Here is a 19,379-nt window from a genome sequence, read left to right as displayed (position 1 = left end):
CGTTCACCGCTCTCACCCAAGACGCTACGCCCGGTGCGCGACGGCCGCCAGGTGGTGGCATGACCGCGACAGCGCTGCCCGTCAGTCCCGCAGCTCCGTGAGGAAGCCGAGCAGCGCCTCGTTCACCTCGTCGGGCCGCTCCTGCTGCGTCCAGTGGCCGCAGCCCGGCAGCACGAGCGGCTTCCGGCGCAGGTTCGGCATCAGCTCGGGCAGCTTGTCGATCAGCTCGGGCGTGCCCGGGAAGGCGGGCACGAGGTCCCGGTCGCCGTACATGTACAGCGCGGGCGGGGACACCACCGCGCCCTGCCAGGGGGCGGTCAGCTCCCAGTTGCGGTCCAGGTTGCGGTACCAGTTGAGCGCGCCGGTGAAGCCCGGCGCGAAGCTCTCGGTGAGCCGGTCGAGGTCCTCCTCGGTGAGCCACGCGGGCAGCACCTCGGGGTTCGCGGCGTCCGCGAGCCAGCCGCGCTCCGGGTCGACGAGGGCCTGCTCGGGGCGCCCGGCGCCCGGGGCGTCACCCGAGGCGGAGTACAGCAGCTTGCGCAGGGTGGTGCGGGTGTCCGCGGTGAACTCGGCCTCCGCGACGCCGGGCTCCTCGAAGTAGTTCCAGTAGAAGCGCCCGCCGAACCGCTCGCGCATGGTCCTGAGCGGCGGCTGCCCGCCACGGAAGGGCGGCGGCACGCTCAGTCCCGCCACCCCGCGCACCACGTCCGGCCGCAGCAGCGCGGTGTGCCAGGCCACCGGCGCGCCCCAGTCGTGCCCGACGACGAACGCCCGCTCCTCGCCCAGCGCGCGGATCAGCCCGACCACGTCCCCCACCAGGTGCAGGATGCTGTAGTCGGCCACGTCCTCGGGGTGATCGCTGCCGCCGTACCCGCGCTGGTCCGGCGCGACCACCCGGAAGCCGGCCTCGGCCAGCGGTCCGAACTGGTGCCGCCAGGAGTGCCAGGACTCCGGGAAGCCGTGCAGCAGCACCACGAGCGGGCCCTCGCCCTGCTCCGCGATGTGCAGCTGAATGCCGTTCACGTCGATCATCCGATGCTCAACCACGCGTCGAGCATACGCGTGTAGACGTAAACCATTTCCTAACGCAACCGGTACTCCCGCCCCCGTGTCGCGAACAGCCGGGCCTGTTCCCGGGCTTGCGCGTTCCCGAGCGCGATGAGGTGCGGTGCCTGCGCGATGCCCCGGGACCGACCCGCCTCGGTCGCGGCCCACAGCGCCCGCACCGTCCCCTGGACGGCCTGAGTCGGATGGCCGGCGATGACAGTGGCGCAGGCGATCGCCGCCGTCAACGCCTCGCCCTCCTCGACGAGTTCCGACACCAGCCCCACCTCGTGCGCCCGCCGCGCCGAGATCCGCTCGGCCGTCCCCAGCAGGGCCATCCGCGCGACCTCCCCGTACGGCATGCGCTGCGCCATGAGGACGGACTCGTAGGCGCTGACCATGCCGTAGGTGGTGTGCGGGTCGAAGAAGGAGGCGGTGGTGTCGGCGACGACGAACTCCGCCTCGCCGAGCAGGTAGAAGGCGCCCCCGCAGGCCATCCCGCGCACCGCGGCCACCACCGGCTTCCACAGGTCGTTCGCCTTGGGCCCGACGCCGAGCAGCGGATCGTCCTGCGCGTAGGGCGAGTTCGGCTGCGGCACGACGGCGTCCCGGTCGATGCCCGTGCAGAAGGCGCGCTCGCCGGCCCCGGTGAGGACGATCGCCCGCACGGCGTCGTCGAACCGCAACCGCCGCCACACCCCGGCGAGTTCGCGGGCCATGGCGAGGTCGACGGCGTTGAGCCGCTCGGGCCGGTTCAGGGTGACGACGGCGACCCCGCTGTCCTCGTCGGACCTGACGAGCACCGCGCTCATGACCGCTCCAGGACCCACCGGGGCATGCCGTCGTCGAAGACGACCCGCACCCGGGCGCCGATCCGCAGGCGCTCCGCGGGCAGGGAGCCGATCGCCGCGCCCGGCTCCGCGACCAGGTTGCCGACGAGCCGGATGCGCGGCGCCTCGGCCAGCTCGACGACGACCACGTCGTAGGGCGCCAGCGCGGCGTAGTCGGGCAGCAGCGGCGGATGGGCGACCACGTACGACCAGACGCGGCCCTGGCCGGACATCCGGCGCCAGTCCGACGCGAACGACTGGCAGTGCGGGCAGCAGGGGCGGGGCGGGAAGCGGAGCTCGCCGCAGTCGGCGCAGGCCTGGACGCGCAGCTCGCCCCGGGCCGCGTATGTCCAGAAGGGGGCGCCGTCGGTGTCGGTGACGGGTCGCAGCATCTCAACTCCTCAGCAGCAGGGCGGAGGTCGGCACCCCTTCACCCGCGGTGACGAGGCAGGTGGAGGCGCCCGGCACCTGCGCGGTGCTGGTCCCGCGCAGCTGCTTCACCCCTTCGGTGATCAGGTTGAAGCCGTGCACATACGCCTCGGACAGCCCGCCCCCGCCGGTGTTCAGGGGCAGCAGCCCGCCGGTCTCCAGGGCCCCGCCCTCGGTGAACGCCCCGCCCTCGCCGCGCCCGCAGAAGCCGTAGCCCTCCAGGGAGAGCAGCACCAACGGCGTGAAGGCGTCGTAGATCTGGGCGACGTCCACGTCCTCGGGGGCCAGGTCGGCGTGCTTCCACAGGTGCCGGGCGGCGGTCCAGGCCGGGCCCGTGAGGGGGTCGTCGTTCCAGTAGTTGACCATGCCGTGGTGCTGGGCGGGCAGCGACTGGGCGGCGGAGTGGACGTAGACGGGTTTCCGGCGGCAGTCGCGGGCGCGCTCGGCGGAGACGACGACACACGCCAGCGCCCCGTCCGTCTCCAGGCAGTTGTCGAAGAGGCAGAGCGGCTCGCTGATCCACCGGGACGTCATGTACATCTCGCGGGTCAGGGGCCGGTCGTACATGATCGCGGCGGGGTTCTGGTTGGCGCGATTGCGGCAGGCCAGGGCGACGTTGAACAGGTGGTCGCGGGTGGCGCCGTACTCGTGGAGGTAGCGGCGGGCGAGCATGGCGATCTCGTCGACCGGCCGGAGCAGCCCGAACGGCCGGGTCCACTGGGCCGGGGTCGGGAGCTGCACGGCGGTGTTCGTCCACGGCCGCGGCCCGCTGCCCCGCTTGCGCGACCGCCAGGCGACCCCGACGCTCGCCTGGCCGCTCGCGACGGCGGCGGCGAGGTGCGCGACCGTCGCGCACGAACCCCCGCCCCCGAAGCCGACCTTGCTGAAGAAGGTGAGGTCGCCGAAGCCGCAGGCCTTCGCCAGCTCCACCTCGTCGGTCTCCTCCATCGTGTAGGAGGCGAGCGCGTCGACCTCGCCGGGCGCGATCCCGGCGTCGTCGAGGGCGGCCAGCACGGCGCGGCAGGCGAGGGTGCGTTCGTCCTCGGGGAGCCGTTTGGCGAAGGGGGTCTGGCCGATGCCGACGATGGCGGTGGCGTCCTTGAGGCCTGCCGATCCTGCTGCCATGCTGCGCGCACCTCCGGCCCGAACGGTCGCTGACAGGGCGTCAGATTACCGCTAATCTGACGGTCAGTCAGCTCCTCGGGTTCTCGGGAGGCTTGCGGTGCGAGCGGACACGGCGTGGGGAAGCGTTCCGGGCCTGGTGAGGGCGGCGGCCGAGCACTACGCGGACGTCGAGGCGGTCGTCGAGGGCCGGACCCGCATCACGTACGCGGAACTGGGCGCGCGCGTGGACCGCGCGGCGGCGGCCTGCCTGGCGAACGGGCTCGGACCGGGCGACCGGGTCGCCGTCTGGGCGCCGAACACGCTCGACTGGATCACCGCGGCCCTGGGAGCGGTGTCGGCGGGCGGGGTCCTGGTCCCGCTCAACACCCGCTTCAAGGGCACGGAGGCGGCGGACGTCCTGCGCCGCAGCGGGGCCCGGCTGCTGTTCGTGACGGGCACGTTCCTCGGCACCTCGTACGTGGCCTCGCTGCGCAGGGCGGTGGGGGAGGGCCCCGGCGACGGCCCGCTGCCCGGCCTGCCCGCCCTGGAGCACGCGGTGGTCTTCGCGGAGGACGCCCCGGCCGCCTTCCTCACCTGGAAGGACTTCCTGGCGAGCGGGGAGGGGGTGGGCCCCGCGGAAGTCCGCCGCAGGGCCGACGCGGTGGACGGCTCCCACCCCTCGGACATCATCTTCACCTCGGGCACGACGGGCCGCCCCAAGGGCGCGGTCATCACCCACGCGCAGACGCTGCGGGCCTACGACATCTGGGGTGGCCTGGCGGGCCTGGCCCGGGGCGACCGCTACCTGATCGTGAACCCCTTCTTCCACACCTTCGGCTACAAGGCCGGGGTGATCGCCTGCCTGATGCGGGGCGCGACGATGATCCCCCAGCCGGTGTTCGACGTGACCACGGTCCTGGCCAACATCGCCGCGGAACGCGTCTCCGTCCTCCCCGGCCCCCCGACCCTCCTGCAGTCCCTCCTCGACCACCCGGCCCGGGACGCCCACGACCTCTCCGCACTGCGCCTGGTGGTGACGGGGGCGGCGGTGGTGCCGCTGCGCCTCGTCGAGCGGCTGCGCGGGGAACTCGGCGTCGACACGGTCCTCACGGCCTACGGCCTCTCCGAAGCCGGCGGCGTCGTCACGATGTGCCGGCGCGGCGACGACCCGACGGTGATCGCGTCGACGTCGGGCCGGGCCATCCCCGGTACGGAGGTACGGGTCGCCGACCCGGCGGGCCGGCCCCTGCCGCCCGGAGCACCGGGCGAGGTCCTGGTCCACGGCTTCAACGTCATGACCGGCTACTACGAGGACGAGGCCGCCACCGCCGAGGTCCTGACACCGGACGGCTGGCTGCGCACCGGTGACGTCGGCGTCCTGGACCCCGCGGGCAACCTGCGGATCACCGACCGCCTCAAGGACATGTTCATCGTCGGCGGCTTCAACGCCTACCCCGCCGAGATAGAGCAGCTCCTGGGACTGCACCCGGACGTGGCGGACGTGGCGGTGATCGGCGTACCGGACGCCCGGCTGGGGGAGGTGGGCCGGGCGTACGTCGTGCGGCGGTCCGGGGCGCTCGTGACCGCCGACGACCTGATCGCCTGGTCACGCCGGGAGATGGCGAACTACAAGGTGCCGCGCACGGTGGAGTTCGTGGCGGAACTGCCGAGGAACGCGAGCGGGAAGGTCGTGAAGGGGGCGCTGCGCGACCGGGTCACCGGCTGACCGGCAGGGCCGGGGTCCCGGTCACCGACATCATCAGCGAGTACAGCGTGGTGTCGGCGGCGATGAACATGCGGTTGCGCCGGGCGCCGCCGAAGCGGATGTTGGCGACGGTGCCGGGGACCAGGACGCGGCCGAGGAGCGTGCCGTCGGGGTCGTAGCAGTGCACACCGCCGTCCATGGCGGCGGCCCAGAGGCGGCCCGCGTCGTCGAAGCGGATGTTGTCGAAGTTCCCGTGCGCGCACGCGGCGAAGACCTCGCCGTCGCCGAGCGTGCCGTCGTCGCGGACGTCGAAGACGCGGATGTGGTTGGCGAGGCTGTCCGACACGTACAGCCGCCGCTCGTCGGGCGAGAAGACCAGCCCGTTGGGCCCCTGGAACCCGTCGGCGACCAGCCGCACGTGCCCGCTGTCCGGATCCACCCGGTACACGTTCCGGGCGCCGATCTCGCTCTCCGCGCGGTGGCCCTCGTAGTCGGTGGCGATCCCGAACTCCGGGTCGGAGAACCAGACCGACCCGTCCGACCTCACCACGGCGTCGTTCGGGCTGTTGAGCCGCTTGCCCTCGAACCGCTCCGCGAGCACCGTGACCGAACCGTCGTGCTCGGTCCGCGTCACGCGCCGGTTCCCCTGCTCACAGGTGATGAGACGCCCCTGACCGTCCAGGGTGTTGCCGTTCGGGAACCCTGCGGGCGAGCGGAAGACCCCGACGGCCCCGGTCGTCTCGTCCCAGCGCAGCAGCCGGTCGTTGGGGATGTCGCTCCACACGAGGTACCGCCCGGCGGGCACGTACACGGGCCCCTCCGCCCACCGGCACCCCTCGAACAGCGTCTCCAGCGCCGAGTCCCCGGCCTGGCACCGGCCCGTGCGGAACCGTTCGTCGAGGGTCTCGTACGTCTGGGGTTGCTCACCGGGCATGCCGCCGCCTTCGGGTCCGGACCGATCGTGATCGTCGCGGACCCACTATCGCGCGCCGGGGGCGGCGGCGCACGCCATCGGGCCGAGACCCCCGGACCCGGGTATGGTGAACGGTATGGCAACGAAGAAGTACACCGTGACCCTCCCGGAGGAGCTCGCCGAGGAGATCCGGCAGGAGGTCGGGTCCGGCGGCTTCAGTGCCTATGTCACGCGGGCCATAGAGCGTCAGCGGGAGCAGGACCGGCTGGGCGAGCTGGTGGCGTGGCTGGAGGAGGAGCACGGCCCCGTCACCGACGACGAGCTCGCGTCGGCCGAAGCCGAGCGCAGGGAGTTCGAGAGCCACTTCACGGAGCAGGGTGAGCATCGCCGGAAGGCGAGCTGATGCTGCCGTCCTGCTATGTGCTGGATTGCGAGGCGCTCTCGCGGGCCGTGCTGGGGGACCGGGTGATGCTGGCGCGGCTCAAGGACGCCCATCGCTCGGGCATGCGCGTCGTGACCAGCTCCATGACGCTGATCGAGGCGTACCACGGTCGGGTACGGCGTGCCGCTTGGGCGTGGGCGATGTCGCGGGTCGTGGTCGAACCCGTGACGCGGGACGTCGCCGACGACGCCGTCACCCTGCTCCAGGACACGGGCCTGCACGGTCACAAGTACGCCATCGACGCGGCTCTGGCCGTCATCGCGGGCCGGCAGCCCGGAGGTGTCGTGCTCTTCACGTCCGACGAGGACGACATGGGAAAGCTCTGCGGGCCGGGCGTCAGGGTCGTTCCGCTGTAGCGGAGCGACCCCGCGTCCGGACACACATCGGCCGCGACGGCTCCCCCTCCGCGCCGCCGCGGCCGATGCTCCCCCGACAGTCCCCCGTCGGACCGGGTCCGTCAGGCCTTCTCGTCCGAGATGTGCGTGTCCAGCGGGGTGGCGGTGCCGCTGGAGATGTGCGTGTCGAGAGGCTTGATGTCGCCCGTGTCCAGCTCCCCGGAGGAGATGTGCGTGTCCTGGGGCTTGATGTCCCCGTCTTCCCCACCGGAGATGTGCGTGTCCTCGGGCTTGACCTTGTCGCTCATGGAATGGATCTCTCTCTGTGACATGGGCCGGTTGCCGCTTCACAGGACGCCCGTCCGGCAACTCCCCCGTGGGTTGCCGAATGAGCGTCCGAAGGCCGGTACACCGTACGTGTACGGCCGTTGACCAAACCGTCTGCCCCCCGACGCGACGGGTTGGTGGCAACAGAGTGCCGGGCGGCGATAAACGAACGATGAACGCCCACTCCGCCGCGTTCAGGGGGCCACGGGGCTGAGCAGCGCCCGCACCTCGGACGCCTCCGCGGAGCCCAGATCGTCGTAGATCGACAGGGCTTCGTTCCAGCAGGCACGGGCGCGGTCGGGCTGGCCGAGTTCGAGCAGCGCCTTGCCCAGCACGGTGAGGACCGTCCCGCGGCGCCACTCCCCGCCGATGCCGCGCAGGGCGATGGCCTGCTCGGCATGGGCGGCCGCGAGCGGGGGACGGCCGGCCGCGAGGTGCACCTCGGCGATGCGGAAGTGCGTCACGCCCTCCCAGAGCGGCTGGCGGTTCTCCCGGAAGACGGCCAGTGCCGCGCTGAGTTGTTCCAGTGCCTCGCCGTACCGGCCCGCGACGGTCAGCGCGAGCCCGAGGGCGTACCGGCCGTTGGCCAGACGCAGGGCCGCTCCGAGGCCGTCGTAGATCTCGATGCCCTGCTCCACGAGCGAGATGGCCGTGCTCGTCTTGCCCAGGGCCAGATGCACACGGGAGAGGTTGCACAGCGCGCTGGCCTCTCCGGGGGCGTTCCTGTCACCGCGGAAGTTGTCCAGGGCGATGCTCAGATAGGTCTCGGCGTCTTCCAGTTCGTTCTTGTAGAAGGCGATGACACCGCGTTCCAGGGGGGCGTTGCACATGGACCACGGGTCCTCGGCCGATTCCAGGGTCATCGCCTTGCTCGCTTCGACAGCCGCTTCGTCGAAGCGCCCGGCGCGCACGTGCACCTGCGCCAGGGTGGTCCGCGCCTGCGCCTCGACATGGGCGTCGCCCAGTTGCTGGGCCGCCTGGCACAGCGCGGTGGCGGCCCGCTCGTAGAAGAGCGAGCTGGCGCCGGACTCCGAAAGGTCCTTCGCCACGAGGAGAAGGCCGGCCGCCCGCCGCAGCGTGGGCGCGAGCAGCGACTGCACGACACAGGCCAGCAGGCACTCGGCTTCGGCGAAGAGCCAGTCGAGGGCCGCCTCCCTGCTGCCGAAGGACAGGCCCTGGTGCGTCGTCGCGGCCAGATGGTCCACCAGCCGGTCCCCCGGCCGTTCGATCGCGTACACGGCCGCGGCCGAGGCCAGGTAGAAGTCCAGCAGGCGGGAGACCGCCGCGCCCCGCTCGCTCGGCGGCAGCTCGTCCCGCTCCGCGCACGCACGCGCGTAGAGCCGTACGAGGTCGTGGAAGCGGTAGCGGCCGGGGGCCGCCGATTCCAGGAGGGACGTGTCGACGAGGGACTCCAGCAGGTCCTCCGTGTCCTCCGCGGGCAGGTCCAGGACCGCGGCCGCCGCCGCGAGGGAGATGTCCGGGCCGTCCGCCAGGCCCAGCAGGCGGAACGCGCGGGCCTGGGCGGGCTCCAGCTGGCCGTAGCCCAGCTCGAAGGTGGCCTTGACCGCCAGGTCGCCGGCCTGGAGTTCGTCCAGGCGGCGGCGTTCGTCGGCGAGCTTCGCCGCGAGGACCGACACCGTCCAGGTGCGGCGGGCCGCCAGGCGGGACGCCGCGATGCGGATGGCCAGCGGCAGGAACCCGCAGGCCGCCACCACGTCCAGGGCGGCCTTCCGCTCGGACGCCACCCGCTCCTCGCCCACGATCTTCGTGAACAGCGCCAGCGCCTCGTCCGGTGACATCACGTCCAGGTCGACCAGGTGGGCGCCCGCCAGGTCCACCATCCGCACCCGGGAGGTGACGAGGGCGGCGCAGCCGTCCGTGCCGGGCAGCAGCGGGCGGATCTGGGCGGCGTCGCGGGCGTTGTCGAGCAGGACCAGGACGCGGCGGCCGGCCAGCACCGAGCGGTACAGGGCCGCGCGCTCCTCCAGGGAGTCGGGGATCGCCGAGTCGGCCGTGCCGAGCGCGCGCAGGAAGGAGCCGAGGACGGTCTCCGGCTCCGCCGCCCGGGCGCCCGCGCCCTGAAGATCGACGTACAGCTGCCCGTCCGGGAACGCCGCGCGCGCCTGGTGGGCCACGTGCACGGCGAGGGTCGTCTTGCCCACGCCGCCGATGCCCGCCAGGGCCGAGACCGCCATGACCCGGCCCTCGGCGGAGGCCAGGAGGTCGCCCAGTTCGCGGACGAAGCCGGAGCGGCCGGTGAAGTCCGGCACCGTCGCCGGCAGCTGCGCCGGGCGGACCGTGACGGAGGCCGGCTCGGGGGCCGGGGAGGAGGGCTCGGCCAGGCCCGGGTCGGCCCGGAGGATCCGCTGCTGCAGCTCGCTCAGGCCGGGGCGCGGGTCGACGCCCAGTTCGTCGGCGAGCAGACGGCGGGTGTCGGCGTACACGGCGAGGGCCTCGGCCTGGCGGCCGCTGCGGTACAGCGCCAGCATCAGCAGCTCGCGCAGCCGCTCGCGGAGCGGATGGGCGGCGGTGAGGGCGGTGAGTTCGGAGACGGCCTCCGCGTGGCAGCCCTGCTCCAGGTCCATGTCCAGCCGGGATTCGAGGAGCTGGAGCCGCCACTCCTCCAGGCGGACGCGCTGGGCCTCCGCGTACGGGCCCGGTATCCCCGCCAGGGTCTCCCCGTCCCACAGGGCGAGGGCGCGCCGCAGCACCTCACGGGCGTGGCACAGGTCGCCGGCCGACCGGGCCTTCTCCGCCTCGGTCGCCAGGTCCTGGGCGACGGCCAGGTCCAGGGCGCCGTCGGCGAGGCCGCGCACCGCGTATCCGCCGGACTCGCTGACCAGGACGCCCGGGTCCAGCACCTTGCGCAGGCGGGAGGCGTACGTCCGCAGCGCCGCCAGGGCCTGCGAGGGCGGTTCCTCGCCCCACAGGGCGTCGATCAGCTCCGCCGCCGTCGCCGTACGGCCTTCGCGCAGCAGCAGGGCGGCGAGCAGGGCGCGTTGCTGGGGGGAACCGGTGCTGATCGGCTCGTCGCCGCGCCAGGCGCGCACCGGCCCGAGCACGCCGAAGCGCAGCGCCGCTGACTCCGCCGACTCCGGCGACCCCGCCGGGAAGCCGGTACGCCGCTGCTCCGGTACGCGCGGCACACCGTCCGGTACACCGTCCATGAAGTCCCCCTAGACATCCTGAGCAACCCCGCCAGTTTGCCTTGTGTGCGGCGGATACGTCAGCCGTGGGAGACACCGATCACAGGGCGGCACACGGGAGTCCACGAGGTCTGCACAGTCTCTCCGCAGGGGCCCGCGGGCGGATGGGGCCGATCAGGCCATCCCGTCCGGAACCGGCCCCCGCCCGCGTAGCTGACGCTCCGTCAGATCGGCGCTACCGTGAACCGCATGGACACCCACGACAGCACGTTTCCGCTGATCATCTCCGTGGACGACCACACCGTGGAGCCCGCGACCGTCTGGCAGGACCGGCTCCCGGCGAAGTACCGGGGCGCCGGCCCCCGGATCGTACGGGCGCCCGTGAAGGAGATGACCTTCCTCGGCGGGCGCTTCAGGCCCGTGATGGGTGAGCCCGGGGACGACGGCCCCGTCGGCGACTGGTGGGTCTACGAGGAACTGCGCCGGCCCCTGACCCGGCTCGACACCGCCGTCGGATACGACCGGGACGAGATCAGGCTGGAGGTCATCACCTACGAGCAGATGCGGCCCGGCTCCTACGACGTCACCGCGCGCCTCGCCGACATGGACGTCAACCACGTCCAGTCCGCCCTCTGCTTCCCGACCTTCCCGCGCTTCTGCGGCCAGACCTTCACCGAGGCGAAGGACCACGAGCTGGGCCTGCTCTGCGTCCGCGCCTACAACGACTGGATGGTGGAGGAGTGGTGCGGGCCGAAGGCCCGGGGCCGGCTCATCCCGCTCACCCTCATCCCCCTGTGGGATGCCGAGCTGGCGGCGGCGGAGGTGCGGCGCAACGCCGCCCGCGGCGTCCGTGCCGTCGCCTTCTCCGAGATCCCGCCCCACCTCGGCCTGCCCTCCGTGCACACCGACGACTGGGACCCCTTCCTCGCCGCGTGCGACGAGACCGGCACGGTCGTCGCCATGCACATCGGCTCCTCCAGCCGCATGCCCTCCACCTCCGCCGACGCCCCGCCCGCCGTCGGCTCCACCATCACCTACGCCAACTGCTGCTTCTCGATGGTCGACTGGCTGATGAGCGGCAAGTTCGAGCGGTTCCCCAACCTCAAGGTCATGTACGCCGAGGGGCAGATCGGCTGGATCCCCTACATCCTGGAGCGGGCCGACGTGGTGTGGGAGGAGAACCGGGGCTGGGGCGGCGTCGCCGACAAGGTGCACCGGCCGCCCTCCGAACTCTTCGCCGAGCACGTGTACGGCTGCTTCTTCGACGACGCCTTCGGGCTGCGCAACCTCGACTCCATAGGCGTCGGCAACGTCCTCTACGAGACCGACTACCCCCACTCCGACTCCACCTGGCCCAAGTCCCGCGAGGTCGGCGAGGCGCAGATGGGGCACCTGGAGCCGGACGTCGTGGAGCGGATCGTGCGCGGCAACGCCATCGACCTGCTGGGGCTCACGGACGACGGGCTGTGGCCCGGCGCCGGCGGTGCGCGGTGACGCTGCCGTACGGGATGCAGCTTCCCGTCCAGTCGCAGAGCACGATCTACGCCGAGCCCTGGGAGGCGGGCGCGGGCCCCGAGGACCTCCTCGGCATCGCCCGCGCCGCCGACCGGGCCGGCTTCGCCTACCTCGCGAGCTGCGACCACATCGGCGTCCCGCGCCGGCTGGCCGCCGCGATGAGCACGGTCTGGTACGACCCCGTCGCCACGCTCTCCTTCCTCGCCGCCGCCACCACCCGCGTCCGGCTGCTCAGCCACGTCGCGGTCGTCGGCCTGCGCCACCCCCTGCTCACCGCCAAGCAGTACGCCACCCTCGACCACCTCAGCGGCGGCCGGCTGGTCCTCGGGGTGGGCGCGGGGCACGTCCAGGAGGAGTTCGAGGCCCTGGGCGTGGACTTCCGGCAGCGCGGCCCCGTGCTCGACGAGTGCCTCGACGCCCTGCGCGCCGCCCTCGGACCCGACGAGTTCCCCGAGCACCACGGCAAGCGGTACGACTTCGAGGGACTCGGGCAGCGGCCCCGCCCCGCGCAGGAACGCGTCCCCCTGTGGGTCGGCGGCTCCTCGCCCGCCGCCGTACGACGGGCCGCGCTCAAGGGCGACGGCTGGCTGCCGCAGGGGGATCCGAGGGACCGGCTGCCGGACCGGATCGCGCGGATACGGCGGCTCAGGGAGGAGGCCGGGATCCAGGGACCATTCACCGTCGGCGCCATCGCCGAGCCGTTGTACGTCGGCACGCCCTCCTGGGATGTCGGGCGCCGGACGATCAAGGGACCGCCGGAGGTGATCGCCGAGTCGCTTCGGGCGTATCGCGCTATGGGAGTGGACCAGATCCAGGTGCGGTTCAGGAGTCGGGGGAGGAGTGAGTTGGCCGATCAGATAGGGGTGTTCGGGGCGGAGGTGGGGCCGCTGTTGTAGGGCCGCCCGTCCTGCGTATCGGGGACGCGCGGCCCTACGCGCGGCCGATGTAGGGGAGTTGGGCCCCGGCCGGTCCGGCAGCGCGGGCAGCGGCACGGGGGCCACTCGTGCGTCGGTGACAGCAGCTCTCTGTCATGCCTGACCGTGACCGTGCGCTGCCGCACTTGCCTGTCGGGCCCGCCGTCGGGGTCGACCTGGTAGGTCCGGATGGTCAGCCGGGATGCGTCGCCCTCCGGGTATCGCCCGGCCCTCACCGTGCTCCGCCGCCCGTTCCCGGCGCGCCGACGGCAAGCCGGTCGAGGTCGATACCGAGGTCGGCGGCGACAGCGAGCACGATCCGCCGTCGCGAACGCAGGGGCGGTTCCGGCTCGACGGCGAGTAGATAGGGGCGGACCAGTAGGGAGTCGGCTCCGTCGAGTGGGGTGGCCAGGCCGTACGGGGAACGCGGGGCCGGGAGTCGCGGTGCGACGGTCGTACGAGATGCGTCGAGCCTGTGCGCGGGGGCAAGCTCGCCCGAGCGGGCTCCAGCTCGCCGCTTGCCGGTGCCTGGGAGGAAAACGCCTAGAACCCGTCGTAAGAACACATGGATAATGCTCACCGTCGTCAGCTCCTTGTCAGCTGGTGGCCATGCCCCGGGAGGTCCCGCAACCTCGCCGGGGTCTTGTGTTGCCGCAGCGTAAGGTAGGTGTACTACCCCCGTCTACCCTCTGGGGTAGCTATGGCCGGTATGCGGCCGCCGCCTAGTGTCTTGGGCATGACCATTGACCGGGAAGGGCCAGTCCCGCCGTACCGTCAGATCGCCGACATCTTGCGCGCCCGCATTGAGGACGGCAGCATCTCGACCGGTCGTCGCATCCCGAGCCTCGTCGAGTTGGAAAGCGAGTTCGGTGTGGCCCGCGACACCTTGCGCAAGGCGGTGAAGGTGCTCAAGGACGAAGGGCTCGTGGAGACGGTGACGGGCATGGGGGTGTTCGTGGTGGGCCAACGGCCCGGCGGCTCGGTCGACAGCGGCTGACGCGTCGCGTCCCCGCACTCCCGACTGGATCTCGCCCACGCCGCTCGACGGCACGAAGGCTGTGGCCTGCGACTCCAACCCCTTGAGGCGGAGGACGATGTCGCGCGGCTGCGAGGTGAAGCCGACATCGTCTCGAACTCACCCTGGGCTCTTGACGGCCCTCCCACCCTTCGGGAGCGTCGTACGCAAGAACGCGCAACCGACTTGATCCGGGAGGGCATCGTGGACCTACAGTTCATCGGGATCGACCCGAACACCGGTGGCGAGGGGTCGCCGACGGTGTGGGTGGAAGAGGAGACGGCCGACCTGGTCCTCCAAGGGGTCAAGGCCGAGGAAGTGCTGGAGGCGCTGATCAGTGGTACGGAGTGGGTCGCCGGTCACGCGGTGGGAATCCCCGCCCACGAGACGGTGATCCGCGTCCCCGCTCGCATGGTGCCGATTCTGAGGGAGGCGTGCGATGTCGCGGAACGGCGTGCCGAGCTTCGCTGAGTTGCTGGCCGGTACGCGCCGCAGCGCCGTGCATCTGGAGATGCGCGACGCGTACGGCGTAGGTGACGAGGCCGAGGAGTTCGAGCAGTTCAAGCGCACCGGCCACGTCGATCTCGACCCGACGGCGCGGTGGTGGCCCGAGTGGCTGGGCACCGTGCGGGAGGCCGTTGGCCGTGGCGTCGTGATGCGTCGGGCCCGCATCGTGTCCGAGCCCGTGACCGACTACATCCGCTGGGAGCACGCCGCCACCGCGCTGAACGTCGAGGCAGGTGAGCTGGTGCGCTGGCTGCCCCGGCGGAAGGCCGTGGACATCGCCCTGCCGGGAGCCGACTTCTGGCTCTTCGACGACCGGCTGGTGCAGTTCAACATCTTCACCGGAGATGGCGATTGGGCCGATCCGCCCAAGGAATTCAGTGAGGACCCCGTCGTGGTCAAGCTTTGCTTCGACGCGTTCGAGGCCGTGTGGGAGCGTGCCGTCGACCACGAGAAGTACGCCGTCTGACCCCGCCCTGATCCATGCCCGCCTCCCCATCGTCCAGCGCTCAGGCAGCCCGTGCAGCGCTCGCCGTGCGCCTGACGCACCTGCGCAAGGACGCCGGCCTCACCGGGAAGGAACTCTCTGCCCGGTGCGGCTGGCACCCTGCGAAAACCACCCGCATCCAAAAGGCCGAGGTACAGCCCACCGACGGGGACATCCGCGCCTGGTGCACTGCCTGCGACGCCGCCGAGCAGGCTGACGACCTGATCGCCACCGCCCGCGCGGTCGACTCGATGTACGTGGAGTGGCGCAGGAGTCACCGGATGGGTATGCGCAAGACCCAGGAAGGCGTCTACGACCGCTACGCGCAGAGTGGCATCACCCGCGCGTATGTCTCCAACGTCGTGCCAGGCTTCTTCCAGACGCCCGCCTACGCAACGGCCCTGATGGAGGCCATCACCGACTTCCAGGGCACCCCGAACGACGTCTCCGAGGCTGTCGCGGCACGCGTTGCCCGGAGCCGCTTTCTGTACGAGGGCGGCCACCGGTTCGTCGTATTGATGGAGGAGTGCGTCCTGCGCTACCGAGTGGGCGACGCCGAGACGATGGCCGGACAGCTGAGGCACCTGCTGACCGTGATGCCGCTGCCCTCCGTCTCCCTGGGCATCATCCCCTTCACCGCACAAAGGACCATGTGGCCGCTGGAGGCGTTCTACCTCCATGACGGCACACGCAGCGTCGTGGAGACCCTCACAGCCGAGGTCAACGTGGTGCAGCCACGTGAACTCGCCGATTACCGCAAAGCGTTCGGAGAGCTGACGAAGATGGCCGTCCACGGCAATGGCGCCCGCGCCTTGATCGAGACGGCGATCAACTCTCTCGGATGACGTTGCGCAATTCCCCGCAATTTCGTTGAGACGAAACTCCGGCTCTTCGTACGGTCGTTGGCGTCGCCGGGCAGGTTCAGGCTTCTTCTCGGCGGCAGTGGAGGACAGTCCCCGCTCGTGACCTCATTGTGAGCGGGACGTCGCAGTCCTGAGGAGACGACCCCGTGAGCGTCATGACCAGACCCACCGCAGTCGGACCGCCCGGCTACACCGAAACCTTCCCTTGCGAGCCCGAGACGGCCCGCCGTGCCAGGCGGCTCGTCTCGGTCGCGCTGAACACCTGGGGCATAGCCGAGTTGGACGACCCGGGCGCGCTGATCGTCTCGCCGGCGGCGATGAGACCGGACACGGTCTGGTACTGGTCGACGCGCTGTCACACCGCTGGGGCTACGACGAGATGCGCTGGGTTAAAACCGTCTGGGCCGAGCTGGTGGTTCCGGCGTGCTGACCTTGCGGCGGCTGCCCGAACCCGGAGGTCCTTGACGCGGGTGGTGTTGATCGCGAGTAGTTGATGCCGGGGGCCGGGACGCCTAGGAGCCTCCGTGTAGCGCCTAAAGACCCCCTGCCCGACAGCCGAGGGGTGCAGCGCCTGCCCGTCTCTTCCCCAAAGCGGGCGGGCGCCGCTCCAGACCCCCCTGCTCGCAGCCTTCACAGCGGCTCTGCTCAAGACCTCCCCGCTCCAGCTGAGCGGGAGGAAGCCGAAAGAACAGGAGTGCACGAGTGCCCGAGAACACCGCCATGCAGTCGGCCGAGGACGGACTGGTCGTCGCCCGGAAGTCCATCGCCGCCGCACGCTCCCGTGCCGAGCAGCCGTCCGACGGTGGCTCGACCGGCGTTTCCGACACCAACGACTGAACGGAGCCGACGCAAGTGACCACCTTCTCGAAGGTGGTCGAACGCCTCGGTGGGGACTTTCCCACCGAGGCCTTCGGCCGCACTCACCGGGTCTGGCGCGGCGTCGCCGACTTCTCATCCGTCCTGACATGGGACGACCTCAACACCGTCATCGGCCGAGGCCGTCTCGACGCGCCCCGCCTCCGTCTGCACCGCGACGGGGACCTCATCCCCTGGCAGCGCTACGCCACGGCCGTCGCCACCCGCAGGAACGTGGTGTGGCAGCGCATCAAACCCTCCAGGCTGCACAGCCAACTCCACGACGGCGCTTCGCTGGTCCTGGACGCTGTGGACGAACTCCACCAGCCCGCCGAACGCTTGGCGCAAGTCCTCGAAGGCATCTTCCGGGGCCGTGTCCAGATCAACGTGTACGCCTCCTGGACTGCGACGGAGGGCTTCGGTACCCACTGGGACGATCACGACGTCATCGTGGTCCAGCTCGAAGGGGCCAAGCGGTGGCGCCTCTACGGGCAGACCCGGGTCAATCCGCTCCACCGCGACATCGAAGCCCCGGAGCCTCCGGCAGACGGGCCCGCCGAAGAAATCGTCCTGCGCGCAGGGGACATGCTGTACCTGCCCCGGGGCTGGTGGCACTCGGTGGCGGCCACCGAGGGCCGCTCCCTGCACCTGACGTGCGGACTCCAGACCACGACCGGCGCGGATCTGCTGGGCTGGCTCTCCGACCGGCTGCGGTCCTCGGAAACCGTACGGGAGCACCTGCCCGTCTTCGCTCCGCTGCAGGAACAGGCCGCCTACCTCGCACTTCTCCGCCAGGGAGTCATGGACGCCCTCCATGACGGCGCGATCGGAGACTTCCTCGCCGCGCGGGACGGCATCGAACCGGGCCGCCCTATGCCGTCACTGCCGTACCTCGACGCCGTGCCGGCGCGCGACGACTTGTACGTCCGGCTCACCACCGCCCGAGCCCAGCTCACCGACAACGATCAGGACCAGGTCGTGCTCCTCCTCGGCGGCGAGGAGTGGACGTTCGCCCCGCCCGTACGCGCTGTGCTGTCCTTGCTCCTCGACGGAGCCTCGTTGTCGCTGGGGTACCTCGCAGAAAAGAGCGGTCTCACCGTCGGACAGGTCGCAGGGCTTGTCACGGAGCTGGTCAAGGCAGACGTCGCGGCGGTGAACGAGCCGTGAGCCCCGACCTCGCACTGGGAACATACCGGTGCCGGGACATCCCGCAGGCGGCCGTCCATGCGTTCGCCTGCGGGGCAGCCTGGGTCGACACCGCCCCCAACTACCATCACGGCCGCGCCCAGACGCAGCTCCAGACCGTGCTCGCCGGGAACCGGGACGTGCGTGTTTCGACGAAGGTCGGCTTCTTCACCCCCGACACCGCGACAGCAGCCGGCGAAGCCGGAGTCCTCACACCGGCCGAAGCCGCTTCAGGCCACTGCCTCACTCACCGCTACGTCGCCTGGCAGAGTCGCCGCAACGCCACGGAGCTGGGCCGTGCGCCGGACCTTGTCTTCGTCCACAACCCCTAACGTGCCGTCCGCCCTCACGACGCCATCGCCAGCGCCTTCACCGCTCTCGAAGTCGAGGTCCGCGCCGGACGAATCGGTAGCTACGGTGTCGCGACCTGGACCGGCTTCGAAAGCGTCTTCAGCGTCGCTGATCTTCTCGACATCGCCGCCCGCTGCGGAGGTCCCGGGCATCACCTGGCCGCGGTCCAACTCCCCGTCTCACTGGTCACGCTCAAGCCGGTCGCGCATGCCCTGGGCGGCACGGGCCCTCTCGCCGAGGCAAGAGCGGCCGACCTGGACACGTTCATTTCCGCGCCTCTGCATGGTGGAGAACTCGCCGCCATGGTCACCGACGAACTCGCCCAACTCATCGCCCGAGGCGCCTCCCCAGCCGAAGCCGCACTGCGTGTCACCGCGTCCGCCCCAGGGGTGAACCACGTCATCCTGGGCTCCGGGCGCGCGCAACGCTGGGAAGCCGCCCAGCACGTCCTTACTCTGCCTCCACTCCCAGACAAGACCCTGCGCGAGGTGATCGATGTTCTCGGCGCCTGATGACGCCACTGCCCAGCGCATGCGTACCGCCAGGGCCTTCGCGTGCACCACGCTCGCTCTGACCGACCTCGCCGAGAAACCTGTCTGGGGCTACGCCGGCCGGACCCTTTCCGGCGCCGTAGCCACCAGTGCGCAGGGCACCGGCTGGCTCCGCGTCGTCGCCGAGCACCCCGACAAGGCGCACGGGAAACTCTGGGATGGGCCGAAGACGGCCCAGAGGCTGCTTCCCCCCGAGATCCCCCGTCCGGTACTCCACTACGTCCACGACTGGCAGGCCGCCGGCTGGGCGTACCGGGCGGAGCTGTACCAGCACATGGATGCGACAGTCATCTCCCGCTCACCGGTCCTCGCACGCGATCCGGCGCTCCCGGAGGCATGGTGGGGGAAGCTGCGGACCGCACTCGACTCCCTTGCCGAGACCCCCACCGAACGCACCGCCGTACGCGAGGAGTACATCCGCCGAGCCGTTCCCGAATACACAGGCTGCGATGTCGGCGAAATCGAATGGGCCACCGCCCATGGAGATTTTCACTGGTCGAATCTCGGCGGCCCCGACCTCACCGTCCTGGACTGGGAAGGCTGGGGACGAGCCCCGGTCGCTTTCGATGCTGCCCAGCTCTACCTCTATTCCCTCCACGTCCCCACCACGGCTGCCCGTGTCCGTCAGGCCCTCACTCACATCCTCGACACCCCAGCCGCACGCGTGGCAGAACTGACCATCTGCGCCCAGGTACTCCAGGCCGCCGATCGCACGCCGTTCTACAAGGAGTTGGCGGGTCCTGTCGAGGAGTACCTGCATGTGAAGTACGGGAGGACGGCGCCTGCGCCATTTCGACCTCGCTCGGATCTGATGATGCGTCAGATATGGCGCTAGGATGCTGGCCTCCAACGATGCGGAGGGGG

The 19,379-nt window shown here is 71.3% G+C and carries 21 protein-coding genes; 14 read left to right on the top strand and 7 right to left on the bottom strand.

Translation table 11 applies throughout. The features are described from left to right. Positions 1-81: 81 nt before the first annotated feature. From ABZ948_RS18920 to ABZ948_RS18905, 4 genes are read right to left on the bottom strand one after another with little or no spacing between them, the layout of a single operon-like run. Positions 82-1,032, bottom strand: a complete 951-nt coding sequence (locus tag ABZ948_RS18920; RefSeq protein ID WP_359760978.1) for an alpha/beta fold hydrolase — start codon at positions 1,030-1,032, stop codon at positions 82-84. Positions 1,033-1,082: 50 nt separating this feature from the next. Beyond that, positions 1,083-1,856 carry an enoyl-CoA hydratase/isomerase family protein gene (locus tag ABZ948_RS18915; protein ID WP_359760911.1) on the bottom strand — a complete coding sequence of 258 codons (774 nt, stop codon included), beginning with the start codon at positions 1,854-1,856 and terminating at the stop codon, positions 1,083-1,085. Beyond that, the gene (locus tag ABZ948_RS18910) at positions 1,853-2,266 is read right to left on the bottom strand and encodes a Zn-ribbon domain-containing OB-fold protein (RefSeq protein WP_359760910.1); all 414 of its coding nucleotides are present in this window, start codon (positions 2,264-2,266) and stop codon (positions 1,853-1,855) included. The genes ABZ948_RS18915 and ABZ948_RS18910 overlap by 4 nt, the downstream gene beginning before the upstream one ends. A gap of 1 nt (position 2,267) precedes the next feature. Next, on the bottom strand, positions 2,268-3,428 hold the full coding sequence (locus ABZ948_RS18905; RefSeq protein WP_359760908.1) for a lipid-transfer protein: 1,161 nt from the start codon (positions 3,426-3,428) through the stop codon (positions 2,268-2,270). Positions 3,429-3,525: 97 nt separating this feature from the next. Between ABZ948_RS18905 and ABZ948_RS18900 the strand changes: the two genes are divergently transcribed. Further along, a complete protein-coding gene (locus tag ABZ948_RS18900; RefSeq protein WP_359760906.1) occupies positions 3,526-5,133 on the top strand; it encodes a FadD3 family acyl-CoA ligase in 1,608 nt (535 codons plus the stop codon). On the opposite strand, the gene ABZ948_RS18895 is transcribed toward ABZ948_RS18900, so the two are convergent. Beyond that, positions 5,123-6,046 (bottom strand): SMP-30/gluconolactonase/LRE family protein, encoded by a 924-nt coding sequence (locus ABZ948_RS18895; protein WP_359760904.1) that lies wholly within the window; start codon positions 6,044-6,046, stop codon positions 5,123-5,125. The two genes, ABZ948_RS18900 and ABZ948_RS18895, sit on opposite strands and share 11 nt — an antisense overlap. Positions 6,047-6,161: 115 nt before the next feature. Between ABZ948_RS18895 and ABZ948_RS18890 the strand changes: the two genes are divergently transcribed. Together ABZ948_RS18890 and ABZ948_RS18885 are read left to right on the top strand one after the other, a co-directional pair. After that, positions 6,162-6,428 (top strand): hypothetical protein, encoded by a 267-nt coding sequence (locus ABZ948_RS18890; protein ID WP_031113474.1) that lies wholly within the window; start codon positions 6,162-6,164, stop codon positions 6,426-6,428. After that, entirely contained in the window at positions 6,428-6,823 is a 396-nt protein-coding gene (locus ABZ948_RS18885; RefSeq protein WP_359760902.1) for a hypothetical protein, read from the top strand. Before ABZ948_RS18890 ends, ABZ948_RS18885 begins: the two co-directional genes overlap by 1 nt. Positions 6,824-6,924: 101 nt before the next feature. On the opposite strand, the gene ABZ948_RS18880 is transcribed toward ABZ948_RS18885, so the two are convergent. Then, positions 6,925-7,110, bottom strand: coding sequence for a hypothetical protein (locus ABZ948_RS18880; RefSeq protein WP_351338782.1), 186 nt, complete (start codon positions 7,108-7,110; stop codon positions 6,925-6,927). A gap of 213 nt (positions 7,111-7,323) precedes the next feature. After that, positions 7,324-10,296, bottom strand: coding sequence for an SARP-family global regulator AfsR (gene afsR, locus ABZ948_RS18875; protein WP_359760900.1), 2,973 nt, complete (start codon positions 10,294-10,296; stop codon positions 7,324-7,326). A gap of 228 nt (positions 10,297-10,524) precedes the next feature. Between afsR and ABZ948_RS18870 the strand changes: the two genes are divergently transcribed. The 11 genes from ABZ948_RS18870 (at position 10,525) to ABZ948_RS18820 (ending at position 19,350) form a co-directional block, all read left to right on the top strand. Continuing rightward, positions 10,525-11,769 carry an amidohydrolase family protein gene (locus ABZ948_RS18870; protein WP_359760898.1) on the top strand — a complete coding sequence of 415 codons (1,245 nt, stop codon included), beginning with the start codon at positions 10,525-10,527 and terminating at the stop codon, positions 11,767-11,769. Positions 11,770-11,783: 14 nt separating this feature from the next. Beyond that, on the top strand, positions 11,784-12,686 hold the full coding sequence (locus ABZ948_RS18865; protein WP_359760896.1) for an LLM class F420-dependent oxidoreductase: 903 nt from the start codon (positions 11,784-11,786) through the stop codon (positions 12,684-12,686). Positions 12,687-13,440: 754 nt separating this feature from the next. Continuing rightward, positions 13,441-13,701, top strand: coding sequence for a GntR family transcriptional regulator (locus ABZ948_RS18860; RefSeq protein WP_359760894.1), 261 nt, complete (start codon positions 13,441-13,443; stop codon positions 13,699-13,701). Between the two features lie 222 nt (positions 13,702-13,923). Beyond that, positions 13,924-14,190 carry a hypothetical protein gene (locus ABZ948_RS18855; RefSeq protein ID WP_359760893.1) on the top strand — a complete coding sequence of 89 codons (267 nt, stop codon included), beginning with the start codon at positions 13,924-13,926 and terminating at the stop codon, positions 14,188-14,190. Continuing rightward, positions 14,159-14,692 (top strand): DUF6879 family protein, encoded by a 534-nt coding sequence (locus tag ABZ948_RS18850; RefSeq protein WP_359760891.1) that lies wholly within the window; start codon positions 14,159-14,161, stop codon positions 14,690-14,692. Before ABZ948_RS18855 ends, ABZ948_RS18850 begins: the two co-directional genes overlap by 32 nt. Before the next feature lie 14 nt (positions 14,693-14,706). After that, positions 14,707-15,555 (top strand): helix-turn-helix domain-containing protein, encoded by an 849-nt coding sequence (locus ABZ948_RS18845; RefSeq protein WP_359760890.1) that lies wholly within the window; start codon positions 14,707-14,709, stop codon positions 15,553-15,555. A 720-nt stretch (positions 15,556-16,275) separates the two neighbouring features. Next, a complete protein-coding gene (locus ABZ948_RS18840; RefSeq protein WP_359760889.1) occupies positions 16,276-16,410 on the top strand; it encodes a hypothetical protein in 135 nt (44 codons plus the stop codon). A 15-nt stretch (positions 16,411-16,425) separates the two neighbouring features. Beyond that, positions 16,426-17,595, top strand: coding sequence for a cupin domain-containing protein (locus ABZ948_RS18835; protein ID WP_359760888.1), 1,170 nt, complete (start codon positions 16,426-16,428; stop codon positions 17,593-17,595). Further along, complete coding sequence (locus ABZ948_RS18830) at positions 17,592-17,945, top strand: aldo/keto reductase (protein ID WP_359760887.1); 354 nt, start codon at positions 17,592-17,594, stop codon at positions 17,943-17,945. Before ABZ948_RS18835 ends, ABZ948_RS18830 begins: the two co-directional genes overlap by 4 nt. 321 nt (positions 17,946-18,266) lie before the next feature. After that, positions 18,267-18,476, top strand: a complete 210-nt coding sequence (locus ABZ948_RS18825) for a hypothetical protein (RefSeq protein WP_359760886.1) — start codon at positions 18,267-18,269, stop codon at positions 18,474-18,476. Further along, entirely contained in the window at positions 18,460-19,350 is an 891-nt protein-coding gene (locus ABZ948_RS18820; protein ID WP_359760885.1) for a hypothetical protein, read from the top strand. Before ABZ948_RS18825 ends, ABZ948_RS18820 begins: the two co-directional genes overlap by 17 nt. Positions 19,351-19,379: the final 29 nt, after the last annotated feature.

This window comes from Streptomyces olindensis (assembly GCF_040645895.1).
In the GTDB taxonomy this organism is placed as follows: domain Bacteria; phylum Actinomycetota; class Actinomycetes; order Streptomycetales; family Streptomycetaceae; genus Streptomyces; species Streptomyces olindensis.
Note: the sequence above shows the minus strand (reverse complement) of the source record. Positions and strands in the feature narration are given on the sequence as shown.

What these genes read in the sequence shown, in the direction of transcription:
- ABZ948_RS18920 (WP_359760978.1), bottom strand. Translation starts at nt 1,032, where the DNA reads ATGATCGACGTGAACGGCATTCAGCTGCACATCGCGGAGCAGGGCGAG.
- ABZ948_RS18915 (WP_359760911.1), bottom strand. Translation starts at nt 1,856, where the DNA reads ATGAGCGCGGTGCTCGTCAGGTCCGACGAGGACAGCGGGGTCGCCGTC.
- ABZ948_RS18910 (WP_359760910.1), bottom strand. Translation starts at nt 2,266, where the DNA reads ATGCTGCGACCCGTCACCGACACCGACGGCGCCCCCTTCTGGACATAC.
- ABZ948_RS18905 (WP_359760908.1), bottom strand. Translation starts at nt 3,428, where the DNA reads ATGGCAGCAGGATCGGCAGGCCTCAAGGACGCCACCGCCATCGTCGGC.
- ABZ948_RS18895 (WP_359760904.1), bottom strand. Translation starts at nt 6,046, where the DNA reads ATGCCCGGTGAGCAACCCCAGACGTACGAGACCCTCGACGAACGGTTC.
- ABZ948_RS18890 (WP_031113474.1), top strand. Translation starts at nt 6,162, where the DNA reads ATGGCAACGAAGAAGTACACCGTGACCCTCCCGGAGGAGCTCGCCGAG.
- ABZ948_RS18885 (WP_359760902.1), top strand. Translation starts at nt 6,428, where the DNA reads ATGCTGCCGTCCTGCTATGTGCTGGATTGCGAGGCGCTCTCGCGGGCC.
- ABZ948_RS18880 (WP_351338782.1), bottom strand. Translation starts at nt 7,110, where the DNA reads ATGAGCGACAAGGTCAAGCCCGAGGACACGCACATCTCCGGTGGGGAA.
- afsR (WP_359760900.1), bottom strand. Translation starts at nt 10,296, where the DNA reads ATGGACGGTGTACCGGACGGTGTGCCGCGCGTACCGGAGCAGCGGCGT.
- ABZ948_RS18870 (WP_359760898.1), top strand. Translation starts at nt 10,525, where the DNA reads ATGGACACCCACGACAGCACGTTTCCGCTGATCATCTCCGTGGACGAC.
- ABZ948_RS18865 (WP_359760896.1), top strand. Translation starts at nt 11,784, where the DNA reads ATGCAGCTTCCCGTCCAGTCGCAGAGCACGATCTACGCCGAGCCCTGG.
- ABZ948_RS18860 (WP_359760894.1), top strand. Translation starts at nt 13,441, where the DNA reads ATGACCATTGACCGGGAAGGGCCAGTCCCGCCGTACCGTCAGATCGCC.
- ABZ948_RS18850 (WP_359760891.1), top strand. Translation starts at nt 14,159, where the DNA reads ATGTCGCGGAACGGCGTGCCGAGCTTCGCTGAGTTGCTGGCCGGTACG.
- ABZ948_RS18845 (WP_359760890.1), top strand. Translation starts at nt 14,707, where the DNA reads ATGCCCGCCTCCCCATCGTCCAGCGCTCAGGCAGCCCGTGCAGCGCTC.
- ABZ948_RS18825 (WP_359760886.1), top strand. Translation starts at nt 18,267, where the DNA reads ATGGTCACCGACGAACTCGCCCAACTCATCGCCCGAGGCGCCTCCCCA.
- ABZ948_RS18820 (WP_359760885.1), top strand. Translation starts at nt 18,460, where the DNA reads ATGTTCTCGGCGCCTGATGACGCCACTGCCCAGCGCATGCGTACCGCC.